At 63.5% G+C, this 22,918-nt stretch carries 22 protein-coding genes and 1 pseudogene; 11 read left to right on the top strand and 12 right to left on the bottom strand.

Annotation, left to right across the window (positions count from 1 at the left end; translation table 11 throughout):
- Positions 1 to 58: 58 nt before the first annotated feature.
- Together BRAO375_RS00600 and traA are read right to left on the bottom strand one after the other, a co-directional pair.
- The gene (locus BRAO375_RS00600; RefSeq protein WP_035638195.1) at positions 59 to 274 is read right to left on the bottom strand and encodes a helix-turn-helix transcriptional regulator; all 216 of its coding nucleotides are present in this window, start codon (positions 272 to 274) and stop codon (positions 59 to 61) included.
- Positions 275 to 400: 126 nt separating this feature from the next.
- The gene (gene traA, locus BRAO375_RS00595) at positions 401 to 3,412 is read right to left on the bottom strand and encodes a Ti-type conjugative transfer relaxase TraA (RefSeq protein WP_009025501.1); all 3,012 of its coding nucleotides are present in this window, start codon (positions 3,410 to 3,412) and stop codon (positions 401 to 403) included.
- Between the two features lie 170 nt (positions 3,413 to 3,582).
- Here traA and BRAO375_RS35890 point away from each other — a divergent pair, with 170 nt between their 5' ends.
- From BRAO375_RS35890 to BRAO375_RS35885, 3 genes and pseudogenes are all read left to right on the top strand, one after another.
- Positions 3,583 to 3,909, top strand: a complete 327-nt coding sequence (locus BRAO375_RS35890) for a conjugal transfer protein TraD (protein WP_009025500.1) — start codon at positions 3,583 to 3,585, stop codon at positions 3,907 to 3,909.
- A 1-nt stretch (position 3,910) separates the two neighbouring features.
- A complete protein-coding gene (locus BRAO375_RS00590) occupies positions 3,911 to 4,159 on the top strand; it encodes a conjugal transfer protein TraD (protein ID WP_009025499.1) in 249 nt (82 codons plus the stop codon).
- Positions 4,160 to 4,214: 55 nt separating this feature from the next.
- Positions 4,215 to 4,337, top strand: a pseudogene (locus BRAO375_RS35885) (transposase); the annotation flags it as partial.
- A 161-nt stretch (positions 4,338 to 4,498) separates the two neighbouring features.
- Here BRAO375_RS35885 and BRAO375_RS00580 read toward each other — a convergent pair.
- Both BRAO375_RS00580 and BRAO375_RS00575 read right to left on the bottom strand, forming a co-directional pair.
- On the bottom strand, positions 4,499 to 5,611 hold the full coding sequence (locus tag BRAO375_RS00580; RefSeq protein ID WP_009025497.1) for a M20 family metallopeptidase: 1,113 nt from the start codon (positions 5,609 to 5,611) through the stop codon (positions 4,499 to 4,501).
- Positions 5,612 to 5,952: 341 nt separating this feature from the next.
- A complete protein-coding gene (locus BRAO375_RS00575; protein ID WP_009025495.1) occupies positions 5,953 to 6,885 on the bottom strand; it encodes a LysR family transcriptional regulator in 933 nt (310 codons plus the stop codon).
- A gap of 131 nt (positions 6,886 to 7,016) precedes the next feature.
- Between BRAO375_RS00575 and BRAO375_RS00570 the strand changes: the two genes are divergently transcribed.
- From BRAO375_RS00570 to BRAO375_RS00545, 6 genes are all read left to right on the top strand, one after another.
- The gene (locus BRAO375_RS00570) at positions 7,017 to 8,555 is read left to right on the top strand and encodes an ABC transporter substrate-binding protein (protein ID WP_009025493.1); all 1,539 of its coding nucleotides are present in this window, start codon (positions 7,017 to 7,019) and stop codon (positions 8,553 to 8,555) included.
- Positions 8,556 to 8,631: 76 nt separating this feature from the next.
- Positions 8,632 to 9,549, top strand: a complete 918-nt coding sequence (locus BRAO375_RS00565) for an ABC transporter permease (RefSeq protein ID WP_009025492.1) — start codon at positions 8,632 to 8,634, stop codon at positions 9,547 to 9,549.
- A 7-nt stretch (positions 9,550 to 9,556) separates the two neighbouring features.
- Positions 9,557 to 10,441 (top strand): ABC transporter permease, encoded by an 885-nt coding sequence (locus tag BRAO375_RS00560; protein ID WP_009025491.1) that lies wholly within the window; start codon positions 9,557 to 9,559, stop codon positions 10,439 to 10,441.
- Position 10,442: 1 nt separating this feature from the next.
- On the top strand, positions 10,443 to 11,447 hold the full coding sequence (locus tag BRAO375_RS00555) for an ABC transporter ATP-binding protein (RefSeq protein WP_009025490.1): 1,005 nt from the start codon (positions 10,443 to 10,445) through the stop codon (positions 11,445 to 11,447).
- Positions 11,447 to 12,433 (top strand): ABC transporter ATP-binding protein, encoded by a 987-nt coding sequence (locus tag BRAO375_RS00550; protein ID WP_035638193.1) that lies wholly within the window; start codon positions 11,447 to 11,449, stop codon positions 12,431 to 12,433. Before BRAO375_RS00555 ends, BRAO375_RS00550 begins: the two co-directional genes overlap by 1 nt.
- 92 nt (positions 12,434 to 12,525) lie before the next feature.
- Positions 12,526 to 13,881: an MmgE/PrpD family protein gene (locus BRAO375_RS00545; protein ID WP_009025488.1), complete on the top strand. Its 1,356-nt coding sequence runs from the start codon at positions 12,526 to 12,528 to the stop codon at positions 13,879 to 13,881.
- An 869-nt stretch (positions 13,882 to 14,750) separates the two neighbouring features.
- Here BRAO375_RS00545 and BRAO375_RS00540 read toward each other — a convergent pair.
- From BRAO375_RS00540 to BRAO375_RS38985, 4 genes are all read right to left on the bottom strand, one after another.
- Entirely contained in the window at positions 14,751 to 16,130 is a 1,380-nt protein-coding gene (locus BRAO375_RS00540; RefSeq protein WP_009025487.1) for an aspartate aminotransferase family protein, read from the bottom strand.
- Positions 16,131 to 16,198: 68 nt separating this feature from the next.
- Complete coding sequence (locus BRAO375_RS00535) at positions 16,199 to 16,486, bottom strand: hypothetical protein (RefSeq protein WP_035638191.1); 288 nt, start codon at positions 16,484 to 16,486, stop codon at positions 16,199 to 16,201.
- Positions 16,487 to 16,730: 244 nt separating this feature from the next.
- Positions 16,731 to 17,159: a DUF1036 domain-containing protein gene (locus BRAO375_RS00530; RefSeq protein WP_009025485.1), complete on the bottom strand. Its 429-nt coding sequence runs from the start codon at positions 17,157 to 17,159 to the stop codon at positions 16,731 to 16,733.
- A gap of 61 nt (positions 17,160 to 17,220) precedes the next feature.
- Entirely contained in the window at positions 17,221 to 17,367 is a 147-nt protein-coding gene (locus tag BRAO375_RS38985) for a WG repeat-containing protein (protein ID WP_083842408.1), read from the bottom strand.
- A gap of 32 nt (positions 17,368 to 17,399) precedes the next feature.
- Here BRAO375_RS38985 and BRAO375_RS37105 point away from each other — a divergent pair, with 32 nt between their 5' ends.
- Positions 17,400 to 17,885, top strand: coding sequence for a hypothetical protein (locus BRAO375_RS37105; RefSeq protein WP_139031267.1), 486 nt, complete (start codon positions 17,400 to 17,402; stop codon positions 17,883 to 17,885).
- Between the two features lie 24 nt (positions 17,886 to 17,909).
- Here BRAO375_RS37105 and BRAO375_RS00520 read toward each other — a convergent pair whose 3' ends face one another.
- From BRAO375_RS00520 to BRAO375_RS38445, 4 genes are all read right to left on the bottom strand, one after another.
- Positions 17,910 to 18,926, bottom strand: coding sequence for an aldo/keto reductase (locus BRAO375_RS00520; protein ID WP_009025483.1), 1,017 nt, complete (start codon positions 18,924 to 18,926; stop codon positions 17,910 to 17,912).
- A 279-nt stretch (positions 18,927 to 19,205) separates the two neighbouring features.
- The gene (locus tag BRAO375_RS37830; protein WP_009025482.1) at positions 19,206 to 19,367 is read right to left on the bottom strand and encodes a hypothetical protein; all 162 of its coding nucleotides are present in this window, start codon (positions 19,365 to 19,367) and stop codon (positions 19,206 to 19,208) included.
- A gap of 330 nt (positions 19,368 to 19,697) precedes the next feature.
- Positions 19,698 to 20,198 carry a hypothetical protein gene (locus tag BRAO375_RS00515; RefSeq protein WP_244423085.1) on the bottom strand — a complete coding sequence of 167 codons (501 nt, stop codon included), beginning with the start codon at positions 20,196 to 20,198 and terminating at the stop codon, positions 19,698 to 19,700.
- A gap of 687 nt (positions 20,199 to 20,885) precedes the next feature.
- On the bottom strand, positions 20,886 to 21,065 hold the full coding sequence (locus tag BRAO375_RS38445) for a hypothetical protein (protein WP_244423084.1): 180 nt from the start codon (positions 21,063 to 21,065) through the stop codon (positions 20,886 to 20,888).
- Between the two features lie 813 nt (positions 21,066 to 21,878).
- On the opposite strand from BRAO375_RS38445, the gene BRAO375_RS00505 reads away from it, so the two are divergent.
- On the top strand, positions 21,879 to 22,778 hold the full coding sequence (locus tag BRAO375_RS00505; RefSeq protein ID WP_009025476.1) for an NAD-dependent epimerase/dehydratase family protein: 900 nt from the start codon (positions 21,879 to 21,881) through the stop codon (positions 22,776 to 22,778).
- The last annotated feature ends 140 nt before the right edge of the window (positions 22,779 to 22,918 follow it).

Raw genomic sequence — 22,918 nt, 5'->3', positions numbered from 1 at the left:
TGGGTGAGTTCAGAAAGCGCCTCCAGAAACGTCGTCCCTGATCGTTGTGCCGAAGAGCTCACAAGATATCATCGAGCTCGCGTCGCGGACGCCATCTGACGGGATCTGCGATCCATCGGTTGATGTCGGATTCATGCCAACCAGTTCCGTTGCTGCTGATTTTGAGTGAGGCCGGGAATGTGCCCTCGGCGATCTTGCGGTAGATGGTGGACCGCGACAGCCCGGTTCTGGCGAGGACGGTTTTCAACCTGATGATACGGTCTGGCTCGCGCATGGCCGTGATGCCCCTCGCTGGTCGCTTATGACGCCCGGCGAGACCAGAGCCCGAATAGGTGCAGGCGGACAATAGGAGTTCGCGCGTTGCCAGCTGTGGCGTAGAGCCGGCGGCAAACGGGATGGATCAAATTCCAAGGCCTCGGCCCCTGCCGAGATCGATGCCATGGATGAAGGCCAGGTCCTGGCCGAGCCGGCGGCCTGATTCGAATCCGATGCCGAGATCGTTTTTGCGGCCAGCGAGGATAGATTCCAATTGCGGGTCGCGTTCGAGGCCTTTCGCCATGTCGCCCATCGCCGAGCGTGTGGCCTTGTAGCCGGACAAGTCGCCGGCCTGGTATAGGCGCTGGCTGGTCTGGTCGAGCTTCCGCCATTGCTCGACGAAGTGGTCGGCGCGACGGCCCGGATCGCTGCGGAGTTCGGTTTCGAGCTGGAGTGCGCGGATGGCGCGATTGACCCGGCCGTCCGCCGCTTCGCGGGCGAGCTCCGGGTTCCTCTTGTACGCGGCCTCGGCGTCCTGCGAGCCAAACGGGCGCACCTCTTCGAAGGCTTGGCGGGCTTTCTGCAGCTCTTTAACCTGCTCGGCACTCGCTCTGCCGCCGGTCTCCTGCGCCTCGAAGATCGCGTCCACCGCGCGGGCATGGCGCACGAGCGCCCGGGTCCGGACGCGACGCGCTTCCACTTCGGGATCTTGCGCCACGTTCCTAGCCGGCACTTCGGCTCTACGCCGGTCGGCTGCAGGATCGTTGCTTTCCCTTTCCGGCGTTGCCCGTTCCGGCCTCCGTCCGCCATCCAGTCTGGGCACGTCAGCCGGAGACCGCAGACCGTCCAACATGTCGCGCAGCTTCTCGGGCACAATCTTGCGCACGATCTCGGCCGCGCGCTCGCGGAAGGTGATCCCGCGCCGCTCGGCGTAATTCTGTACTAGACCGGCAGCCTCGTAGTCCGAGGCCATATCCTTGGCACGATCGCGCGACAGGGCTCGGGTGAGCCGGTCCTGACTCGCAAAATCGTCACGGCCATAGTGCAGTTCCACCCCGTCGCGGTGTCGAGACAGCGCGACATAGCTGCTGTGGGCGTCCATGCCCGGCGTCGCCAGCACATGGACGCGGTCAACCGTCATGCCCTGCGCCTTGTGGATCGTCGCGGCATAGCCATGGTCGATCCGGTCGTAATCCTTGAGGTCAAAGCGCACAGATCGGCCATCGTCGACCTGTACCGTCATGGATTGCGCGCTGACCTGTTCAACGGTCCCGAGCGTGCCGTTCTTCACGCCGAGGCTGCGCTCGTTCTGCAGGAACATGACGCGATCCCCGCGGGCGAAGCTTCTTTCGCCTCGCTCGACTGTCACACGCACCTCGTCGCCCAAATCGCCGGCAGCCCGCATCCGCCCGCGCGCTGCCTCGTTGAGTACACGGACCTCGTCGTTGGTGTGGGTGAGGATGATCCGGCTCCGATCCGGTGAGGCCTGCCGATCGCGATCCCAGCGTTCGATAAGATCGCTGCGCGTCTGCTCGCGGGTCTCGGCCTCATGCACCATGCTGTTCGCGCGGTACGCTCCCAGCGCATGGTCTACCTTGCCGGTCGCCAGATCGCGTGTGGCGTCGCGCTGCCAGTCCTGCCGCTGACGGCGCACCTCACCGATCTCGGCGCCGCCGTGACGCTCATGAATCGACCGGAATGCCGCGCCGGCTTCGATGGCCTGCAATTGTTGCGGATCGCCGACCAGCACCACCTTTGCGCCAGCATCGGCAGCATGCGACAGCACGCGCTCGAGCTGGCGCGTGCCGACCATCCCCGCCTCGTCGATCACCAGCACATCACTGGATTGGAGTAGGTCACGGCCTTGTTCCCAGCCATGCTCCAGACTGGCGATCGTGCGCGACGCAATGCCCGATCCGCTTTCGAGGTTTTCTGCGGCAATGCCGGACAGCGCAATGCCCCGGACCTCGAAGCCGGCGGCTTCCCACGCCTCCCGCGCTACCCCCAGCACCGTGCTTTTCCCCGTCCCGGCATGGCCGACCACAACGCTGAGATCACGTCCGTTTGTGATGTGTGCCAGCGCCTGTGCCTGCTCACCCGAAAGCACTAGGCCGCGCGCTTCCGCTCGCGCCGAAGCCGCTCGACGGTTCAAGTCGCGCACCTGATGGCGCTCCTGTTCCGCCATCCGTTCAGCAGCCCGATACAGCCGCTGTTCGGCCTCGATCATTCCGCGGGTGGTGAATCGATCCTCGCCGCGGCCGTCCCTGCCGAGTTCGACCAGATCCGGCGCTCGCTGCATTGCGCTCATGACCTCGTTGAACTGGTCGAGGCCGTCACTGTGCCGGTGCGCAAACCTTGTTAGGTCGCGGCGTGTGAAGGTCGATTGCTGCTGGGTGATGGCGTCGAGTCCAAGCGAGGGATCGGCGATGATCCGCGCGCCATTCCTCCGCGCGATCTCGCGGTGCATTTCGGCCCGGTCGGCTTCCACCCGTTCGCCATCAATCCCCCCAACCTCGATGCGTTTGGCGGGCGCGCCGATCTGGCTTTGCGGCTCCAGTACTATGCCCTGGGCCGCCAGACTCCGATGGTCGATCCGCTCATCGATGTCGAGCTCGGCCAGGCGCTCATTGGCGAGCTCGGTCCAGCGCCTCCGCCAGCGCTCGACCAACTCGGTGCGGTTCCAGTCCCGCACCTTCCGGCCAAAGCCGTTCTCGTCGACCGAGCGCATGGTCAGCATGACATGAGCATGAGGTTTGGGCAGTCCGTCCTCGGCCCTGTCCCAATGCACATTCAGATCGGCGATCATGCCGAGACCGACGAATTCGCCGCGAACGAAGTCCCGCGCGAGCTCAATGCCCTGCGCCTCGCTCATCTCGCGCGGAAGCGCAAACTCCACCTCGCGAGCGAGCTGGGCATCTCTCCGGACTTCGTGCGCTTCGAGGTCATTCCAAAGTCGTTCGCGATCGCCCCATGCCGCTGGCGCATTCTCCGGCATCATCACCTCGGAATGGACAACGCCGTGCTTGGCAGAAAAATCCTGATCACGGCCAAGCCGCTCGTCGCGCAGCCTCGAGCCCGAGCGGTAAGCGGCCGACGCCACCGCGCTGCTTCCGGCCCTCCGGCCAATGACCTTGACGTGAAGATGATAGATCGCCATCGCGACCAGAGCATCTACACAGCAAAGCGTACGTCGGCACGACGTATAAGCGCGCCCTCCCTCGAAAAAATCTCGGGAGGGACTACCACGTCTCAGCTCGTCCTGACGACCTTACAGCATTGTGCCGGTCGCCCAGCTATCATTTCTCCATCGAACTCATAGAGGACACGATGCGCAAACCAAGAGATTTTGATGCGGATCTGAAGGCGCTCGAAGACAAGGCGCGCGGACTGAAAACTCGGAAGGTTCGTCAGCTTGGCGAATTGGTCATCGCTACTGGAGCTGACACGCTCACCGTCGAAGAACTGGCGGGTGCACTGATCGTGTTGGCCGAGACGAAGGAGGCCGGAAGGAGGGAGGCATGGTCCAAGCGCGGGGCCGCCTTTTTTCGAAGCCGGTCGCGACGAAATGCGCCAGCAGATCAAGGCAACTTGGACAGCTCTTCGGCGCAACCGGGCGGCGCGCAACCGGCATCAGGTCGCAAGGGCGCGACGTGACATGCGCACGTGGCAGGTCGAGCGCCGCAAGCGAACACGACACCTCATCGAACTCGGCGGCCTCGTCGTGAAAGCTGGGGTCGTAGACCTGACCGGCGACGACCGCGCCATCATTCTCGGCGCGCTGCTCTCGATCGCCGACAAGCTCAAAAGCGATCAAGGCGAAAGGGCGCGAGCACTGTGGGCCGCAAAGGGGAAGCAAGCGTTTGAAGCGGAGGCGGCGACACACAAGGGGATCCGATCGAACTGATGGGGCGGTTCGTCGGTGATGCACGACAATGGCACGTCAGCCAAGCGACGGCTGACGCAAGCACGGGATCAGCAGTGCGACCTTCTACAAGTGGAAGGTGAAGCACGGCGGTCTGGAAGTCTCCGACGCCAAGCGGCTGAAGGCACTCGAAGACGAGAATGCCAAGCTTAAGAAGCTTTCCCGCACACTACCTAGGATGCCTCTGCCCGCGCTCTTCCGGCTCATTGAGACACTGGGTTATGCCGGATGGCTCGGCGCGGAATATCATCTGCGTGGCCGCACGGAAGACGGATTTGCCGATCTGCAGAGAGGAGCCTGACGAGGCTTGCCGTCCCGCGTTCACCGCAGCGTCTGGAAGAGCCCGGCCATCAAGGCGGCGCGCGGGGCGAGCGTATCGATGAAAATCTGCTCGTGATCGGTATGCGCACCCAGCCCGTCCGGTCCGAGGCCATCGAGCGTCGGCGCATAGGGGGCGGTGAAATTGCCATCCGACCCGCCGCCCGTGCTGACTCCCTCGAGCACGAAGCCGATGTCGGCCGCCACCGCATGGGCGTGATCGAACAACAGCTTTGCTGCCGGTGATTGCTCGAAGGGGGGCCGGTTGATGCCGCCGGTGATGGTGAGCGTCACGCCGTCGGTCTTGGGCTGGAGCCCCAGAATCCGGGTGCAGACGTCTTGCGCTGCTGCCGCATCGGGCACCCGCAGATCGACCTGGGCCTGCGCGAAATCGGGAATGACATTCCGCTTCGTGCCGCCCGAGACCACGCCCACGGTTACCGTGATGCCCCGCTTCTCGTCGCACAGCCCCTCCAGCGCCAGGATCACATGGCCAAGTTCCCGCACGGCGCTCCGTCCCTCCAGCGGTTTGGCCCCGGCATGCGAAGCCTTGCCGTGGATCTCGACCTCGAAGCAGCCGATCCCCTTGCGCGCCGTAACGATCTTGCCGCCATCGCGCGCCGGCTCCGTCACCAGCACATACTTCGCCTTCTTGCCGAATTGTTCGATCAAGGGGCGGGAGGTCGGGCTGCCGATCTCCTCGTCGGAAACGTAGAGATGGGTGATGCCGAGCGGCCCGCCACCTACTTGCGCGGTGGCACGTAGGGCATTGTGGGCAAGGCTGGCGCCCGCCTTCATGTCATAGATGCCGGGGCCGAAGGCGGAGTTGCCTTCCACGCGGAAGGGCAGGCGGTTCTGGATGAAGCCCATGGGGTGCACTGTATCCAGATGGCTGAGCACGAGAATTCCTGGCTCGGATTGACCCCAGTTGGAGCGGACGACCAGATGATCGCCGCAGCCTTCCGAACCGGTTATTCGTTCGAGCGAGACGGGCAGGCCGGCATGATCCGCCATCACCTCATCCATCAGGCGATTGAGCTGGTCCGGGCGTTCTGTGGGGGTTTCGATTTCCACCCAACGGCGGATCTGGTCGAGGAGAATGGGGATTGAGAACATGGGATGTCCGAAGGGAGAGAGGATGATAACAAAGAAGTGTCAGCGAAGATCGTCCTCGGCCACCGCTTCGCCCGCCTTCAGAACCTCGGCCCCAATGCGGGATGCCACGCGGTTCTGCGCCACGACAATGCCGCCCTCAGTGCGCAAGGCCGGCCTGCTGACATGCCATCGGGTCGAGAGCGAAGGAGAATGAACCGACGGCAAGGGCATGTTCGGAGATCTCGAGCGAATGGTCTCCGATCATGCGGAGGCGAAGCGCTCGAATCCAATAGAAACTCGGCATTTGGCGATTGCTCAAACAGCAACGCTTGCCTCATCGCGATGCCATTGCGGAATGACATTCAATCCGGCAATCGCAATGTCTTTCCCGGCGCGAAGGACTCGATATCGCTGATGACCTCATCGAGGCACTGGAGGAATTCCTCGACGATCATCGGCAGCCGCCGGCCTGTCAGCACCTGCACCTGAATGGAGCGCTGCTCGAGAATCGGATGCGCGAGTGGCAGTGCAACCACTCCTCTATTCTTCACGTGCTTGACCATGGACAGGAAGCTGGCGACGGAAAGGCCAGCCCCCGTCAAGACAAGCTGATGAATTGTGGCCGAGGATGTGGTTTCGAGAACGGGTTTTACCGCTACGCCCTCATGCGCGCAGGCCATGTCGAAAAGCTGGCGTACAGTGTTTTCCGTACCCATCAGAAACATGGGAACCTTCTCGAGATCCTTCAGGGTCAGGCTCGAGCGGCCGGCATAGGCGTGATCGGTACTTGCGAAGGCCATGATGGCGCCATTGAGTCGGCGAAGCACCCGGATCTCGGGCTGTGGCGCCAGCGAGAAGGCGATGCCGATATCCGCGTCGCCCGAGCGCACACGCTCGGTCACGAGGCGTGAACTGAGGACCGAAAGTTTCACATGCACGCCTGGCCGTAGGCGCTGAAGGCGCGCGATGGCCATGGGCATGGCATATTGCGCTGTTCCCTCCACCGCGGTGATGCGCAAGACTGCGGTTTCGTGCCCCCGCAGGCGTTGCAGATCCGCGCTGACCCGCTCGTTCTCCAGCTCCTGCCGGCGGGCGTGGTTCGCCAGAATTTCACCGGCGTGGGTGAGGCGCATTCCCCGTGCGTGCCGTTCGAACAGGGGAATGCCAAGCTGCGCTTCCAGTCCCGCGATCTGGCGGGAAATCGCAGAGCCTGCGACGTGAAGAACCTCCCCCGCAGCTTGCACGGACCCCGTTCGCGCCACGGCAGCAAAATAACGCAGGGCTGTGCTGTCCATGGGTAGGAATCCTGACGAGATGCGAGCGTTGCCGAAAAGGCAATGCTTTCATCTAATCATTCTTATTGCGGCATCGCAACGCCTCGTGCAGCTTTTCGGCGGGCAGGTCAGGGCCCACGCGGGAGACGCCAATGCCATTCAGGAAAGTACTGGTACAGACATGCGCGTTCGCGCTGCTGGCCAGCAGCATGGTGGCCATTGCGCCCGCCAATGCCGGGCAGAAGGATGACACCATCCGCTTCGCTTATGAGCAGGTGCCGGAAAGTGTCGACCCCTTCTTCAACAACGTGCGCGTCGGCGTGATCATGGGCCAACTGGTCTGGGATACGCTGATCTATCGCGACCCCAACACCAATGAATACAAGGGTCAGCTTGCCAAGGAATGGAAATGGGCGGACGACACGACGCTCGATCTCACCCTGCGCGAGGGGATCAAGTTTCATAACGGCGAGGAATTCGACGCCGACGATGTGGTCTACACCTTGAATTTCGTCGCGAAGCCGGACAACAAGGTCGTCACCCAGACGAACGTGCACTGGATCGCGGGCGCCGAGAAACTCGGCAAGTATCAGGTACGGGTGAAGCTGAAACAGCCCTTCCCCGCCGCGATCGAATATCTTGCCGGCCCGGTGGTCATTCATCCGAACGAGTATTACGCGAAGGTTGGTCCGCAGGGCATGAATCAGAAGCCGGTCGGCACCGGCCCCTATCGCGTCGTGGAGCAGGTGCAGGGCAAATCGATCAAGCTCGTCGCCAATCCGGATTACCCGAAGGAGCTGCACAAATCAGTCCCGAAGATCAAGAATCTCGAGATCCGCTTCCTTCCGGACCGCCAGACCCAGAATGCTGAAATCATGGCCGAAAACCTTGATTTCATCATGGGTGTGCAGGCCGACCAGGCTCTCGCCCTGAAGAGCGTGCCGCATCTGCAATCGGTCGAAGGCGAGACGATGCGCATCGTCTTCCTCAACTTGAATACGCGGGAGGACAGTCCGTTCCCCGCGATGCGCGACATTCGCGTCCGCAAGGCCATCGCCCATGCGATGCCGAAAGTGCAGATGGTGCGCCAGCTTCTGGGTGAGAAGGCGCGGCTGATCAACGTGGTCTGCTTCCCGAGCCAGTTCGGCTGCGATGATACCGGTGCGCCGATCTACGCTTATGATCCCAACAAGGCGCGTGACCTCTTGAAGGAGGCCGGATTCGGGCCGAACAACAAGCTTGAATTCGATATCGTCTCCTATCGCGAGCGCGACCAGACCGAGGCGATGATCGGCGCGCTGCGCGCTGTCGGCATCACGGCCAGCCTCAAGTTCATGCAATATGCTGCCATTCGCGAACAGATCCGCGCGAACAAGGTCGCTGTATCGCACCAGACCTGGGGATCGTTCTCGGTGAATGATGCGTCCGCCTCCACGCCGAACTTCTTCAAGTTCGGGGCGGATGACATGGCACGGGACCCTGAAATCCGCGACATTCTGGAAAAGGCGGATACATCCGTGGACCCTGCCGCGCGCAAGGAGGCTTACCGCAAGGCGCTGACGCTGATCCAGGAACGGGTGCTCGCCGTGCCGCTCTATTCGCTGACGACCCAATACGTGGCGAACAAGGCCCTGCGCTTCAACACCTATCCGGATGAGATTCCCCGCTTCTGGGAAATGAGCTGGAAATAACCCCCACTCTTTGCATCCGGCCATATGAATCCGTGCGGAAGGGGCCGTGCCTTCCGCGAGCCAATCGAGTCCCGCTATGCTGCATTATTGCCTGAAACGTCTCGCGACGGCGTTTCTCGTGGCGTTGTTCGTCTCCATCCTCAGTTTCTTTCTCATCCGCATGTCGGGCGATGTCGCCATCGCGCTGGCGGGCGAAGGGGCGCGGCTGGAGGACATCGAGGCGGTTCGCACGTCTCACGGCCTCGATCGCCCTCTGATCGTGCAATATCTCGATTGGCTGGGCCGCGCGGCGACGGGCGATTTCGGCAATTCGCTCTATTTCAAGTCTCCCGTCATGGAGCTGATCGCCGACAAGATCGGCAACACGGTCATCCTCTCGCTCGCCGCGCTTCTTTTCGCTCTTGCGCTGGGCATTCCGCTGGGCGTGCTCTCGGCGGTGTATCAGGGCGGTCTCATCGATCGTCTGGCCTTGGGCATCGCCGTGGTGGGACAGGCGCTGCCGAATTTCTTCTTTGCGCTGATCCTCGTGATGTTTTTCGCCGTCAGCCTGCGTTGGGTGCCGGTTTCAGGCAGTGAAACCTGGCTGCATTTCGTGCTGCCCTCCATCGTGCTGGGCTATTACATCACGCCGCCCTTCATGCGCATCGTCCGGGCCGGGATGGTGGACGCGCTGGAGATGGATTTCGTCCGCACAGCGCGCGCCAAGGGTCTCTCGAAGGCGAAGGTGGTGCTGAAACACGCGCTTGCGAACGCTCTGGTGCCGGTGGTTGCCCTCTCGGGCGTGCAGCTCGGCCATCTGCTGGGCGGCTCCATCGTGATCGAGACCATCTTCGCGCTCGATGGTCTCGGCTACCTCGCCTACCAGTCGATCACGCACAAGGATTTCCCGGTGACGCAGGTGATCCTGCTGCTGCTGGCCATTACCTATGTGCTGCTGACGCTCATCGCCGATCTCATCAATGCGTGGATCGACCCGCGCATCCGTGTCTCGTGAGGCTCGCATGACGTCCGCTTTCCTTTCGCCTTCCGCCAGCAGCGCCGGCGCCTTCATCAACAAGGTGCTGAGCCATCGCGGCCTCACCCTTGGGCTCATCCTGCTGGGGATCATCGTCTTCATGGCGGTCTTCGCGCCGCTGCTTGTGCCTCATGATCCTTACGATCAGGATCTCGCGCGCCGCATGTTGCCGCCGTTCTGGAACCCGCGCGCCAACCCCGCGCATCTCCTCGGCACGGACAATCTCGGGCGCGACTATCTCTCGCGCATGATCTATGGCGCGCGGATTTCGCTGCTGATCGGCTTCTCCGTGATGGTGATTTCGGGGCTGGTGGGAACAGGCCTCGGCCTGCTCGCAGGATATTTTGGCGGTCGAGTCGATCTCTTCATCACCTTCATCGTCACCACGCGCCTTGCCATCCCGGTCGTGCTCGTCGCGCTCGCGGTCGTGGCGTTCATCGGCAACTCGCTGCTCATCGTCATTCTCGTGCTGGGGCTGCTGAAATGGGATCGCATCGCGGTGGTGATGCGGGCGGCAACCCAGCAGGTCCGCTCGCTGGACTACGTGGCGGCGGCGGAAGCGGCCGGGGCGAGCGTGCCGCGCATCATCCTGCGCGAGGTTCTGCCGAATGTCTTCCCGCAACTCGTCGTCGTGGCGACCGTGGAAGCCGCGAGCGCCATCCTTCTGGAGGCCGCGCTCTCGTTCCTCGGGCTTGGCGTGCAGCCTCCGCTGCCCTCCTGGGGGCTGATGATCTCGGAAGCCAAGACCATGATGTTCTTCGCATTCTGGACGATCGCGCTGCCGGGCAGCATGCTGGCTTTGCTGGTGTTTGCCATCAACCTCGTGGGTGACGGCTTGCGTGACCTGATCGTTCCGAAGGGGAGGGGCTGAGATGCCGGACGTTCCGGACTCGACCATGAACGAGCATCCGCTGCTGCGCGTGGAGGATCTGCGCGTCGATATCACCACAGGGCGCGGCACGCTCCGCGCGGTGCGTGGCATTTCCTTCGAGGTGAAGGCGGGCGAAACCTTCTGCCTGGTGGGTGAATCGGGTTGCGGCAAATCCATGACCGCGATGTCGATCATGGGCCTGCTGCCGAAAGCGGCGCAGCGCAGCTTCGGCACGCTCGCCTATCATGGCCGCCCCCTCGCCGCGAGCGAGGCCGAGCATCTCAACGGCGACGAGATCGCGATGATCTTCCAAGAGCCGATGACCTCGCTGAACCCCATCTTCAACATCGGTGATCAGCTGATGGAGGGCTATCTGCGCCATCGCCGGTCCTCGCGGGCTGAAGCGAGGGAGCGCGCTCTTTTCCTGTTGGAAAAGGTGGGCATCGCCAATGGCGAGAGACGCCTCACCCAATATCCGCACCAGCTTTCCGGTGGCTTGCGCCAGCGGGTCATGATCGCCATGGCACTGATGTGCGGCCCGAAGCTGCTGATCGCGGATGAACCGACGACCGCGCTCGACGTCACCATCCAGGCGCAGATCCTGCACCTGCTCGCGAGCCTGCGGCGGGAATTCGGCCTCGGGATGATGCTCATCACGCATGATCTCGGGCTCGTCGCCCGCGTCGCGGATCGGGTGGCGGTGATGTATGCCGGTGAGATCGTCGAGGAAGGGCCGGTGGGAGATATCTTTCGCGCGCCGAAGCACCCCTATACGCGCGGGTTGCTGGCCTGCATCCCCGTGCCTGGCCGCACGAAACGCGGCGAGGCCTTGGGCGCCATTCCGGGCAACGTGCCGTCGCTGATCGGCCATGTGCAGGGCTGCGCCTTCCGCGAACGCTGCGACCTGTCGGATGCGACCTGCGCCGGCAACATTCCCGAAATCCATGCCGGAGGCCATCGCTGGCGTTGCCTCCGATCCCGCCCCGATGATGTGGAGGCCGCGTGATGAGCATCCCCATCCTTTCCATTCGAGGTGTGACCAAGCGCTTCACCCTCGCGCAGGGCCTGTTTCGCAGCCCGGCGACGCTCAACGCGGTGAACGGCATCGACCTCGATATCGCCGAGGGCGAGATCGTCGGCATCGTGGGCGAAAGCGGGTGCGGAAAATCCACGCTCGGCCGTATCGTCACCGGCCTTATGCGGCTAAGCGAGGGCGCGGTCCGCTTTCGCGGACAGGACATCACCGCGATCGAGCGGCGGGAACTCGCCCGGCTGGTTCAGCCCATTTTCCAGGACCCGTATTCCTCGCTGAACCCGCGCCGGTCCATTGCCGCCACCGTGGCCGAGCCGCTGGAAATCCACGGCATCGGCGACAGATCGGAGCGCATGGACAAGGCCGTAGCCATGCTCGATCGCGTGGGGCTGCCGAGCCGCTTCGCCAGCAATGTTCCGAGCCAACTTTCGGGTGGCCAGCGCCAGCGGGTGGCCATTGCGCGGGCGCTGATCCTCAATCCGCAACTCATCGTCTGCGACGAGCCGACCTCGGCGCTCGATGTTTCCGTGCAGTCGCAGATCCTCAATCTGCTGATGGAGCTGCGCCGCGATTTCCGGCTCACCTATCTGTTCATCTCCCATAACCTCGCGGTCGTCGAGCATATCGCCGATCGCGTCGGCGTGATGTATCTTGGCCGGATGGTCGAGGTTGCGCCCTCCGCGAATCTCTTCGCGAAGCCGCAGCATCCCTATACGCGCGCGCTGCTCCATTCCGTGCTGAGCCCCGAGCCGGGGGCCGGGGTGCCGGATATCGGGCTGAAGGGCGGTTTCCCAGATCCGACCAACCCGCCCTCCGGCTGCGTGTTTCACCCCCGCTGTCCGATCGCCGTCCACGAATGCGCGAAACGCGATCCCGCCCTCATGCCGGCCAATGGCGGCGTGGCGGCCTGCCATTTGATCGACCCCGACTTTCTGGAGGCGCCCGCTCGTGTCGCGTGAGAACGCCTTCGAGCGGAACGGCTCGGTGCTGTCGGTGCGATGCCGCGCTCCGCTCCATCACGAGACCCGCCACGTTTCGACAGGATAGACCGATGAAGAAGACGCAGGACCTCGCCCTCTGGATCACGGAAACACCGTTCGACGGATGGTCCGCCCTGGCGCGGGAACGCAGCCAGCATGCGCTCGAGGATTTCGTCGCGAGCGCGATAGCCGGTGCGAGAACCGAGGTCGCGCGGAAGCTTCGCGAAACACTGGCGCCGACGGGAAGCGGCAAGGCAAGCCTTGTCGGCGGCGGGCTGCGCAGCTCGGCCGCCGTGGCGGCTCTGATCAACGGGGCCATCGGCCACACCGCCGAAATGGACGACAATTTCTTCCCCGGCCTCGGCCATTGCTGCGTGGTGGTCCATCCGGCCCTGCTCGCGCTTGGCGAGGAGAAGGGCATGCGCCTGTCGGACATCCACGATGCTTTCATCGTCGGCAGCGAGGTGATGGCCCGCCTCGGGAGCCTGCTCACAAGGGACCATACGGATCGCGGCTGGCATGGGACCTCGACAATCGGGGCGCTTGCCTCGGCGGCAGCCTGCGCCCGATTGCTGCGCCTGAGCCCGGAGGCCACGGCGACGGCCATCAGTCTGGCGCTCAGCATGGCGGCGGGTCCGAAAGCACAGTTCGGATACGACGCAAAACCCCTCCACGCCGGCCTTGCCGCGCAGGCGGGCGTGCAGGCGAGCGTGCTGGCCGCCGCAGGGCTGACAGCCAATCCGGAGCCGCTGGATGACCCCAACGGCTATCTCGCGCTCTATGGCGCGGGCCCGGATGGAGGCGAGGCTCTCCCGACGATCGGGCGGGAGCTTGCCGTCGAGCGATGGGGACTGGCTTTCAAGCGCCATCCCTCCTGCGGCTCCACGCACCGGATTCTCGACGCGGTCATGCTGCTTCAGGTCGAAGAACCCTTCGCGGTGAAGGATGTCACCCATGTCCTCGCAGAGGTGGAATTCGGGAACGTGGTGAACCTGCGCTACCCCGACCCCAGAACCCCGAAGGAAGCCCAGTTCTCGATGCCCTATTGCGCAGCGGTCGTGCTGCGGCGCGGCCATCTTTCGCTCGCTGACATGACCCAGCAGGCCGTGAATGATCCGGAAACCCGGCGCCTGATGCCGCTTGTCGAAATGCGCGCACTGTCCACGCCCTCGGTTCTCGATCCGGACAAGAGGCCGCCTCACCGCGTGACTGTCACGCTGAAGGATGGCCGGAAGCTCGTCCGGGAGGTCCGGCATCCCAAGGGTACGGGGGCGAACCCGTTCTCGCCGGCCGATCGGGAGCAAAAATTCCACGCATGTTGCGATGGCATTCTGCCCAATGCAGGCCGGGATATCGTGCTGAAACTGCTGCGGGCCGACTCCGCGGAGATTTCAGCCGGCGCTCTCATGACCGCCTTGCGCTTCTGAAGCACCAGAGCCGAGGCTATTGCCGGCCCCCAGACCTGGGCGACGCATCTCAAGGCACCCTCGCGCCACATATCCTCGCCGTCGTCTACACGCGAACGGCAGCGAACTACACGCACACATGTTCGCTTCCGCGATGGGTATTTCGGAAGACCCCCGCCACCGGTGCTGATTTGAACCTGTCGGTTAGATTGCGTTGTGCAGCTGATCCCATCGACCGCTGGATCTCGTCATATCGCGCAATGCGCATTTGCTTCGAGCCGCCAGGAGATCCGCACGAACCACTTGGGCGACGGACTGGATGAGACATCACGTGTTCGGTTGGTGTGGGGAAAGGGCGGTAGCGTTCCAGGACCTTGAACCCCGCCATAGCTCGACGACCGCCCCTGGGGCGGTGCGGGCGCCGCCGGAAATTCCTGTTTGCGAACAACGGGCCTGAAACGCTGGTGAGGTCTACTAAATCATTGATCGCCGTCTTGATTTTCGCCCCTGTCGTGCCCACCACCCTTCCGGACGTCGGCTGATTTCATTCGGCTTTTCGTTGGATTTCCCGCACCCAGCTTCTCGGTGAGGGGATGGACGTTCGGTGCATGAAGATCGCATCCGGCTCGCCGAAAAGCCTCCGACATGATCCTTCGAAAGCCGCGGCTGCCGCCGGCGGAGATTTAGGCGTCTCGAAGGGTGAGGCCGCAACTCGGCCTCAGGGTTGAGACGCGCCGCGAGCTTGCGGCCTTGCTACAATGGCCTACTGACGGGCGCGGCGCTCCTCACCATGAGGATCCAGCATCATTCCTGGATGCGGCTTCGAATCGATCAAGTCGCATCACGCTTTGGCTATCGCATGGGCCGACAATACGCTCGTGCGCCTCGGCTCAGGCCTCGGGCATGCCTGCCGCAACCCAATCGCCGACGTCATCGAGCGTCGCCTTGAACCGCTTCAGCAGTTCGTCGACCTGTGCGGTCGTGATGATCATCGGCGGGCAGATCGCGATGCTGTCGCCGACGTTGCGGATGATCAGGCCGTGCTGGTGGGCGGTGTCGAAGAACTTCAGCCCGACCTTGCCGATCGGCTCGAAGCGGGCCTTGGTCGCCTTGTCCGCGACCAGCTCGACGGCGGCGATCAGGCCGCGGCCGCGCACCTCGCCGACCAGCGGATGATCGGCAAAGCGGGCCAGCTTCTCGTGCATGTAGGCGCCGACCTCGGCCGCGTTGGCGACCAGGTTACGCTCCTCGATGATCGCCAAATTCTCCAGCGCCACCGCGGTCGCGACCGGATGGGCGCTCGCCGTATAGCCGTGGCCGAAGGTGCCGAGCCGGTCGGACTGGTCGGCCATCGCCTGATACATCTCGTCGCTGATCAGGACGGCGGCGAGCGGCTGGTAGGACGAGGTGATCTGCTTGGAGCAGACCAGGATGTCCGGCTTGATGCCGAAGCTGTCGCAGCCGAACAGGGTACCGAGCCGGCCGAAGCCGTTGATGACCTCGTCGGCGATGACCAGCACGTCGTATTTGCGGCAGACCTCCTGGACACGTTGCCAGTAGTTCACCGGCGGCACGATCACGCCGCCGGCGCCCATCAGCGGCTCGCCGATGAAGGCGGCGACCGTCTCGGGGCCCTCGCTGAGGATCAGGTCCTCGAGCTCCTTGGCCAGCCGTTCGGTGAACGCTTCCTCGCTCTCGCCGGGCAGGCCGAAGCGGTAGTAATGCGGACAGGTGAGATGCCGCGCGAACGGCAGCGGCAGGTCGAAGCCGCGCTGATTGGCCTGCAGGCCGGTGAGGCTGCCGGCGGCGATCGTGATGCCGTGATAGCCGCCCTGGCGGGCGATGAACTTCTTCTTATCGGGCCGGCCGAGCGCGTTGTTGTAGTACCAGACGAACTTGATGGCGGAATCGTTGGCCTCGCCGCCGGAGCTGGTGAAGAACACGTGCTTCAGGTTGGCCGGCGTCATGGACACCAGCTTCTCGGCCAGCAGGGTCGAGGGCTCGTGGGTCTTGTGCGCGAAGATGTGGTAGTAGGGCAGCTTGGCCATCTGGCGCGTCGCGGCCTCGACCAGGCGCTTCTCACCGAAGCCGACGCCCACGCTCCAGAGGCCCGCGAGCCCCTCGATATATTCGCGCCCCTCGTCGTCATAGACATAGATGCCGGAGCCACGGTCGATCACGATCGGACCGATGCGCTCGTGCCGCCGCATATTGGTCGCGGGATGGATCTGGTGGGCGATGTCTTTGCTCTGCAGGGAATTGGTTCGCATGGAGGAGGGGACTTTCTGGTGACGGAAGCGGGCAGTCTATCGCGATCCAGGCGGAAACCATAATGTCTTCATCGGGCGGTGGCACAGTAGGTAGCGCGCGCCTCGCTCGGCGAGCGGCCGTATCGGCTGCGGTCTTGGCGGCTGAGTTGCGCCTGGCCGCGATAGCCCCAGCGAATGATAGCGCTGGCTGCCAGATTGTCAGAGAGGAGCGCGCCGAGACCGCCGCCGAACTCCACGCCGAAGTCTGCGAGCATCATGGGCGTCCATCCTCGACAGCTGCTGCTGGGCAACAGGCCGACCATCTCGCGCTGAGAATCGGCGTCGAGACTTCGTCCCTCATGCGCGAAGGTCGTCATCTCGTCTGTCGACTGCCTCTCGAACCAGATCGGCCTCAGCCAGCCAGCGCCAAGCTCGAGTCAGATCCAAGCGGCGAAGTGCCACGCCTTAGCTCCGAAAAGAAAACGGCGGTCGCCGAGTTGGTCAACCGCCGTAGACTTTCCTGCTCCGCAGAGGACGCAGATTCGGGTCCTGCGGTGTATTCTTGAGGCCACTCGCAATTCCGTAGATGCCCTCGTCGCGTATCACGACAGATCGGTCCGCCTAGTCGATGCAAGTTCTTCCGTCTACGCTCCCGCGTATGTTCGTCGTATACTTTCCTGCATTCTCGATCACCGTCAGATGAAACCCTGCCTTGGACGTGCAGTTTGGAAGCTGCCGGTACGTGAAGACTCCAGAAGACACGCAGAACCTGGTGGGTCCGCCAATCCGCTCGACGCCCGACGTGTTCTGCGCATGATAGTAGACATTCGTGTATTCCGTCCTGTTTTCGTCCATCACCATGGTACAGCCGCCACAGGCCCGGAGGTTGTGCCACCCCTTCGAGATCCATTGCTCCTGCGTGTCCTTGTAGGCGATCGCAACATTCAATTCCTCGGGGGTGTGGTTGCAGATATGCCAACCCTCGGCATGCGCATTGCTGGACAGTCCGACCGAAACGGTGAGAGACACTATAAGCACGATCTTGCGCATAGCTTCCTCCGTTAGTTGGGGGGGTGACCGGCAGGGTTTGCCGTATGAGTTAGTTGCGAGGTCATTCCTGCGGTTCAATCTGGCGCGAGATGCCAGCTGCTCTCGATGCCCAGGCGAGGCCGTCGACGAAGCTGCCGACCGCATCGAATCGCGGCCTGATGACGAAGTTTCGCGTGGCGTCGACGAAGCCCCACTTGCGCGTCGTCAATGATTAGCGGGCGGTGCTCACCAGCACGGGCGATGCGACGACACGAATCCAACAGATTCGTCCGGCTGAGTTCGGCGGATCGTGTTGCTAATGCTGATTGGCAGGGACTGGTCGTGCGCTCGTTCTGGTTGTTGCTCCCTTGTCTTGCTGCGATGTCCCTCGGTCATGCCCAGACCGGAGCTCCGCCGCTGCAAGGCGCCGGGCCGGTGCCGTTCGTGTCCCAGAAATCGGTGCCGATGGCATGGCAGATCGCCGAGTGGTCCGCCCATGTGAGGAAGTGCCTGCATGGCTATGGTCCGACCCGGCACGCGGTCAGTCTGTCGGTCACGATCGGAGAAGACGGCAAGATCGTGGGGCCGCCCAAAATCGTGTCTCCGATCGACTCCGATGCGTTCAGGACGGACGTGGAGAAGGTCGTCCAGGCCCTGCATCGCTGCGAGCCGCTCATTGTCGATCCGACCGGCAACGCCAAGGGACCGTTCGTGCAGCCGTTCAACTTCCCCGCGCGCCCCGATTGATCGGGCCGCGCCCGTAGCGAGCCTCTACCCCATCGGATAGAGGATCTCCTTCGACACCGCGTCGATCTTGGCGAGGATGTCGGCGTTCAGCGTCAGGTCGGCGGCGGCGAGGATGTCGTCGAGCTGGTCGGGATGGGTAGCGCCGACGATGGTCGAGGCGACGAAATCGTGCTGCTTGCTCCACGCGGTGGCCAGGGTGATCACGGACATCCCCGCTTCGGCGGCGATCGCCGCGAAACGCTCGGTGGAAGCCAAGGTCTTGTCATTGACGTAGCGACGCGCCATCGTCGTGTGACGGCCGCCGATCTTGAAATAGTTGGTGAAACGCGCGCCCTCCGGGAGCTCGCCGCCGTTGTACTTGCCCGATAGCACGCCGCCGCCGAGCGGCGAGAACGGAATCAGGCTGATCTCCTCCTTGCGGCAGGCCTGCGCCAACTCGTCCTCGAAGCGGCGGTTGTTCAGGCTGAAATTGTTCTGGATCGTCTCATAGCGCGCAAAGCCTTCGCGCTCCGAGGTCGCGAGGCTCTTCATCAGGCCCCAGGTGGTCTCGTTGCTGCAGCCGATGATGCGGATCTTGCCGGCCCTGACGAGATCATCGAGCGTCTCGAGCGTATCCTCGTAGCGGGCGCCGTGGTCGGGCCAATGCGTCTGGTAGAGGTCGATATAGTCGGTGTTCAGCCGCCGGAGGCTGGCCTCGATCGCCCGGGTGATGTTGTGCCGATCGAGCGCGGTCATGCCGCTGCGCTGCGCGCCCCTGATCCAGCCGTGACTGGGGCCGCAGACCTTCGTCGCCAGGATGATGGCGTCGCGGCTTCTGCCCTTCATCCAGCGGCCGATGATCTCCTCGGTGCGGCCGGCCCATTTCTCGTCCGGCGGCACCGGATAGTTCTCGGCCGCGTCGAAAAAATTGATGCCGGCGTCGAACGCCTTGTCCAGAATTCGAAACGACGTGGCCTCGTCGGCCTGGTTGCCGAAGGTCATCGTCCCCATGCAGATCTTCGAAACCACGATCGGGCTTCTGCCCAGGCGCTTGGTCTGCATGCTGCATCTTCCTTCAGGAGCACATGGGGGCTGCCGTTGGATTGCCCCGATCATGTCGATTCAGAACGAGGCTGGAAGGTAGCTGGCCATCGCTGCGGCCGTCTACCGCCGTCATATGGCTCTGCCAATGTGGGGTAAGCGCCGATCGCCATGTCGGCCAACGTCCGCGGCAGCCGTGGATGTCGCGGCTGACCGTCTGCTGAACCGCGGCGGCCGTCCTCGATCGGCTATGTTCTCGGCACGGCTCGCGCGAGGCGAATCCCGCCTGTGGACAGATGATCAGAAAAGGCCCGGGCTCAGATCCATCCCGTAAGTGAGCGCCATGGCCGCGACCAGCAAGACCGCGGCATAGAACAGCAGCAGGTGCTTCAGTAGCGCGTCTGCAATCTCAGTCGATGAATCAGAAAACGCCTTGGAAATCACTTTGGCCAGAGTCGTCATTCGCGACCTCAATCCCGCCCAGCATCATGTAGGTCGGTGCAGGGGCGCAGAGGTTCACGGCAGGGCGCGGCAATCCAGAGGGAGGGCGAAGCGGCGTCTGGCTCCGTGGATCGACGGGCGAGGGCGGACGCGTGCCCACCACGGCGGCGCATCGCGCGAGATGGTCGGCACGGCGCGCGCGACGTGGAGCGCGTCGCGCATGAAATAGCGGGCCTGCTCCCTGACGGACCGCATGACAGCGGGCCCGAATGGATCGGCGGCCCGCTGAAAGTGCGGGCCGCCGGGTCTCTCATCCGATGACGCGATGGCCAACTCAGTCGAGTCGGCCGACTAGTGCGCGCGCTTGGCGCGCTTCAGCTCTGCGACCTCGAACTTGCCGCCGGCGAGCAGGCTGGTGCAATGCAGCCAGACCTTGTTGCGATCCCAGCCGAGAAAGGCTTTGGTGCCGGCGCAATCGGCATAGTCCTTGTATTTGAGCGTGTCGCTGCAGGTCGTGTCGAAATGCGAGAATTCCTGACCCGACTGGGCGCATCCGACCCACGGCGCATTGCCGGATTTGAAACTGGTCTCGCAGCCGCCAGCGCAGCTGCTGCTCTTCATTTCGATCCTGGCGAGCCTCTCCTCGACGGAGCCCGCGGGAGCCGCGGACGTGCTCGGCGCCGTCTGAGCGGTCGCCACAGGCGCGGATGAGGTTCGCGGCGCCACGGCCGCCCGGTGGCTGATGCCGGGGTTGGACGCCTGGTTCGTCCTCGACGGCTTCGCCGCCTGCTTCGGCGCGTCGACCGTGACGTCCGGAATCGCAGTGGCGGGGCCTGGGGTGATTTGCGACACGGCCGGGCCGCCCAACAAGATGGTTGCCAAAACGGCAGCGGCTGAGGACGCGACGATACTCGACGGCAATCTCATGACGATATCCTTCCAAGGGCGGAGGTGCCGCCCAATGCATTCCCACGTGACCACATTATATTACCTACTTGAAAATGGGGAACCTGACTACTCGGCGGCGAAAAGAATCTGCGAACGGGACTTATTAGTACGAGGGCGATGCAAGGATGCAACGTTTCCAGCTTTGCGGCGCCGAGCCTTGCTACGTCCTGATGAGTTGAGCCGCGGACCGACGTCATGTCTGCGTTGCGCCGAGTGGGATCGGGCGGAGGCGGCAGCGCGCTGCTTCAGCGGCCTCTCGCTGCCCGCGCTCAGGCGCCGATCGATCAGCAGTTTGCAGGGAATAGGCATTCTCCGTCGACGCCGTGACGTCGGCTGGAGGTTGATCGGCGCGGCCGCGGGTGAGCTCGTGCTCGGGCGTTGGCGAACGCCGAGCGGCATCGTCCGGACAACACTGATCAATGCGACAGCCGTCGGCTCGGGCCGCATCGTGACAAGAATAAAGCGTTTCTGCCCCGTCTCATGTCATGACGAGGCCAGACGTCGTCGAACTCCGCGCGAGCCTGGCAAGATAACGACCTCAGCGACGCGCCGATCGCTATCAGCAGCTCGGTTCTGCCGGGGACGCCGACGCTAATGCGCGCGCCGCGACCGCTTCAGCTCGGCGACCTGAAACTTGCCGCCGATCTGCAGGCTGCTGCAGTGCCACCAGATCTTGTTCCGCTCCCAGCCCAGAAGCGCCTTGGTCTCCTGGCAGTCCGCGTAGTGCTTGTAGGTCAGCGTGTCCGAGCACTTGCCATCGAACGGCGTCACTTCCGCGCCGGACAGGCTGCATCCGATCCACGGCTGATTGCCGGACCTGAAGCTGGTTTCGCATCCACCGTTGCAGCTGCTGGCAGATCTCTCCAGCTTGGCGATCCTGCCTTGGATCGAGTCTGGCGCAATCGCCGCGGGCCGTGCGCCGGACGATGCGCTCCGAGCGGTGGATGGTGTGCGGTGGGCGATCGCGTCGCCCGCTGCCGGCTTCGGCCTCTGCGGTCTCGCCACCTGTTTCGGCGTGTCGACGGTGACGGGTGGAATGACCGTTACGGGGCCCGGGGTGATTTGCGAGACGGCCGGTCCCGACAACAAAACGGTTGCCAGCACCGCGACGGCGGAGGGCGCGACGACGCTCGGCGGAAATCTCAGAACACAAGACAATCTCGTGACCAAACGCAATCTCATGACAATATCCCCTCGGGGACGGAGGTGCCGCCCCAATGAATTCCCACGTGACTACACCCTAATACCTACCTCAAAATCGGGAACTTGGCTACTCGCTGTCGAAAAGATTCTGCGAAAGCGGGGCCCGCAGCGGGATCGCACCTCCAGGCGACGGATTCTTCGCTTGTGGTGGGCCGACGTGAAATTGGTCAGGGACAGGCTTTGGCGCGCAAGCTGCGTCGTCGCTGCGGCGAGCGGTGATGCCCGATCCGTCGGACCACACGCGCGGTGCAGCATCGGCCCGGATCGGCGTTGGCGGCAGGAGCCTTGGTTCGGGCGTCCGCCGGCGGGTTCCTATGGAGTGGGCCCGGCCAAAACTGTTAGAAGCAGAGTCGAGCCCCCTATCAAGGATGACCGACAACAATGACAGCCAAGCGCGTGGTGTTCACCGGAGGGACCGGCAAGGCCGGCAGGCATGTGCTGCCGCATCTCAAGTCCAAGGGCTATGAGCTGCTCAATGTCGACCTCAGGCCGTTCGATCATCCTGGGATCAACACGCTGATCGCCGATCTCACCGACAGCGGCCAGACTTTCAATGCGCTGACCACGCATTACGGTTTTGGCGGTTTCAACGCGGGCCGGCCGGCCTCTGCACCGGACGCCGTGGTGCATTTCGCCGCGATCCCGCGCGTACTGATCGAGCCCGACAATGAGACCTTCCGGGTCAACACCATCTCGACCTACAACGTGATCGAGGCGGCGGCCAAGCTCGGCGTGCGCAAGATCATCATCGCCTCCAGCGAGACCACCTATGGCGTCTGCTTCGCGGAGGGTGACAAGGACTTCCATAGTTTCCCGCTCGAGGAGGACTACGACATCGACCCGATGGATTCCTACGGGCTGTCGAAGGTCGTGAACGAGAAGACCGCTCGGGCCTTCGCGATGCGCTACGGCATCGACGTCTACTGCTTGCGCATCGGCAACGTCATCGAGCCGCACGAATACGACATGTTCCCGCGCTTCCTCGCCGACCCGCCGTCGCGCAAGCGCAACGCCTGGTCCTACATCGATGCGCGCGACCTCGGCGAGATCGTGCATCTGGCCATCCAGAAGGACGGGCTCGGCTTCCAGGTGTTCAACGCGGTGAACGACACCGTGACGGCCAACATGCCGACGCGCGAGCTGTTGCGGCGCTACTGCCCCGGCGTGCCGGTGACCCGCGAGCTCGGCGAGCGCGAAGCGCCGCTGTCGAACCGCAAGGCCCGCGAGGTGCTCGGGTTCAAGGAGGAGCACGACTGGCGGAAGTATGTGAAGGCGGGGTAGGGTCGTCTCGGGACTTGAGAGTCGCATTGCGCCGTCATTCCGGGGCAATCGACGAGGCGCAGCCGCGAAGCGGCTACGCGTCGGCGATTGAACCCGGAATCTCGAGGTTGTTGGAACTGGACGCAAGCCAATTTCGAGAT

This window comes from Bradyrhizobium sp. ORS 375, from assembly GCF_000239775.1.
Classification (GTDB): Bacteria; Pseudomonadota; Alphaproteobacteria; order Rhizobiales; family Xanthobacteraceae; genus Bradyrhizobium.
The sequence above is the reverse complement of the archived record's forward strand: the minus strand, read 5'-3'. Positions and strand labels throughout refer to the sequence as shown.

What these genes read in the sequence shown, in the direction of transcription:
- BRAO375_RS00555 (WP_009025490.1), top strand. Translation starts at nt 10,443, where the DNA reads ATGCCGGACGTTCCGGACTCGACCATGAACGAGCATCCGCTGCTGCGC.
- BRAO375_RS00535 (WP_035638191.1), bottom strand. Translation starts at nt 16,486, where the DNA reads ATGACGACCTTCGCGCATGAGGGACGAAGTCTCGACGCCGATTCTCAG.
- BRAO375_RS00575 (WP_009025495.1), bottom strand. Translation starts at nt 6,885, where the DNA reads ATGGACAGCACAGCCCTGCGTTATTTTGCTGCCGTGGCGCGAACGGGG.
- BRAO375_RS37105 (WP_139031267.1), top strand. Translation starts at nt 17,400, where the DNA reads ATGCGACGACACGAATCCAACAGATTCGTCCGGCTGAGTTCGGCGGAT.
- BRAO375_RS37830 (WP_009025482.1), bottom strand. Translation starts at nt 19,367, where the DNA reads ATGACGACTCTGGCCAAAGTGATTTCCAAGGCGTTTTCTGATTCATCG.
- BRAO375_RS00565 (WP_009025492.1), top strand. Translation starts at nt 8,632, where the DNA reads ATGCTGCATTATTGCCTGAAACGTCTCGCGACGGCGTTTCTCGTGGCG.
- BRAO375_RS00550 (WP_035638193.1), top strand. Translation starts at nt 11,447, where the DNA reads ATGAGCATCCCCATCCTTTCCATTCGAGGTGTGACCAAGCGCTTCACC.
- BRAO375_RS00505 (WP_009025476.1), top strand. Translation starts at nt 21,879, where the DNA reads ATGACAGCCAAGCGCGTGGTGTTCACCGGAGGGACCGGCAAGGCCGGC.
- BRAO375_RS00530 (WP_009025485.1), bottom strand. Translation starts at nt 17,159, where the DNA reads ATGCGCAAGATCGTGCTTATAGTGTCTCTCACCGTTTCGGTCGGACTG.
- BRAO375_RS35890 (WP_009025500.1), top strand. Translation starts at nt 3,583, where the DNA reads ATGCGCAAACCAAGAGATTTTGATGCGGATCTGAAGGCGCTCGAAGAC.
- BRAO375_RS00570 (WP_009025493.1), top strand. Translation starts at nt 7,017, where the DNA reads ATGCCATTCAGGAAAGTACTGGTACAGACATGCGCGTTCGCGCTGCTG.
- BRAO375_RS00545 (WP_009025488.1), top strand. Translation starts at nt 12,526, where the DNA reads ATGAAGAAGACGCAGGACCTCGCCCTCTGGATCACGGAAACACCGTTC.
- traA (WP_009025501.1), bottom strand. Translation starts at nt 3,412, where the DNA reads ATGGCGATCTATCATCTTCACGTCAAGGTCATTGGCCGGAGGGCCGGA.
- BRAO375_RS00520 (WP_009025483.1), bottom strand. Translation starts at nt 18,926, where the DNA reads ATGCAGACCAAGCGCCTGGGCAGAAGCCCGATCGTGGTTTCGAAGATC.
- BRAO375_RS00540 (WP_009025487.1), bottom strand. Translation starts at nt 16,130, where the DNA reads ATGCGAACCAATTCCCTGCAGAGCAAAGACATCGCCCACCAGATCCAT.
- BRAO375_RS00590 (WP_009025499.1), top strand. Translation starts at nt 3,911, where the DNA reads ATGCGCACGTGGCAGGTCGAGCGCCGCAAGCGAACACGACACCTCATC.
- BRAO375_RS00580 (WP_009025497.1), bottom strand. Translation starts at nt 5,611, where the DNA reads ATGTTCTCAATCCCCATTCTCCTCGACCAGATCCGCCGTTGGGTGGAA.
- BRAO375_RS00600 (WP_035638195.1), bottom strand. Translation starts at nt 274, where the DNA reads ATGCGCGAGCCAGACCGTATCATCAGGTTGAAAACCGTCCTCGCCAGA.
- BRAO375_RS00560 (WP_009025491.1), top strand. Translation starts at nt 9,557, where the DNA reads ATGACGTCCGCTTTCCTTTCGCCTTCCGCCAGCAGCGCCGGCGCCTTC.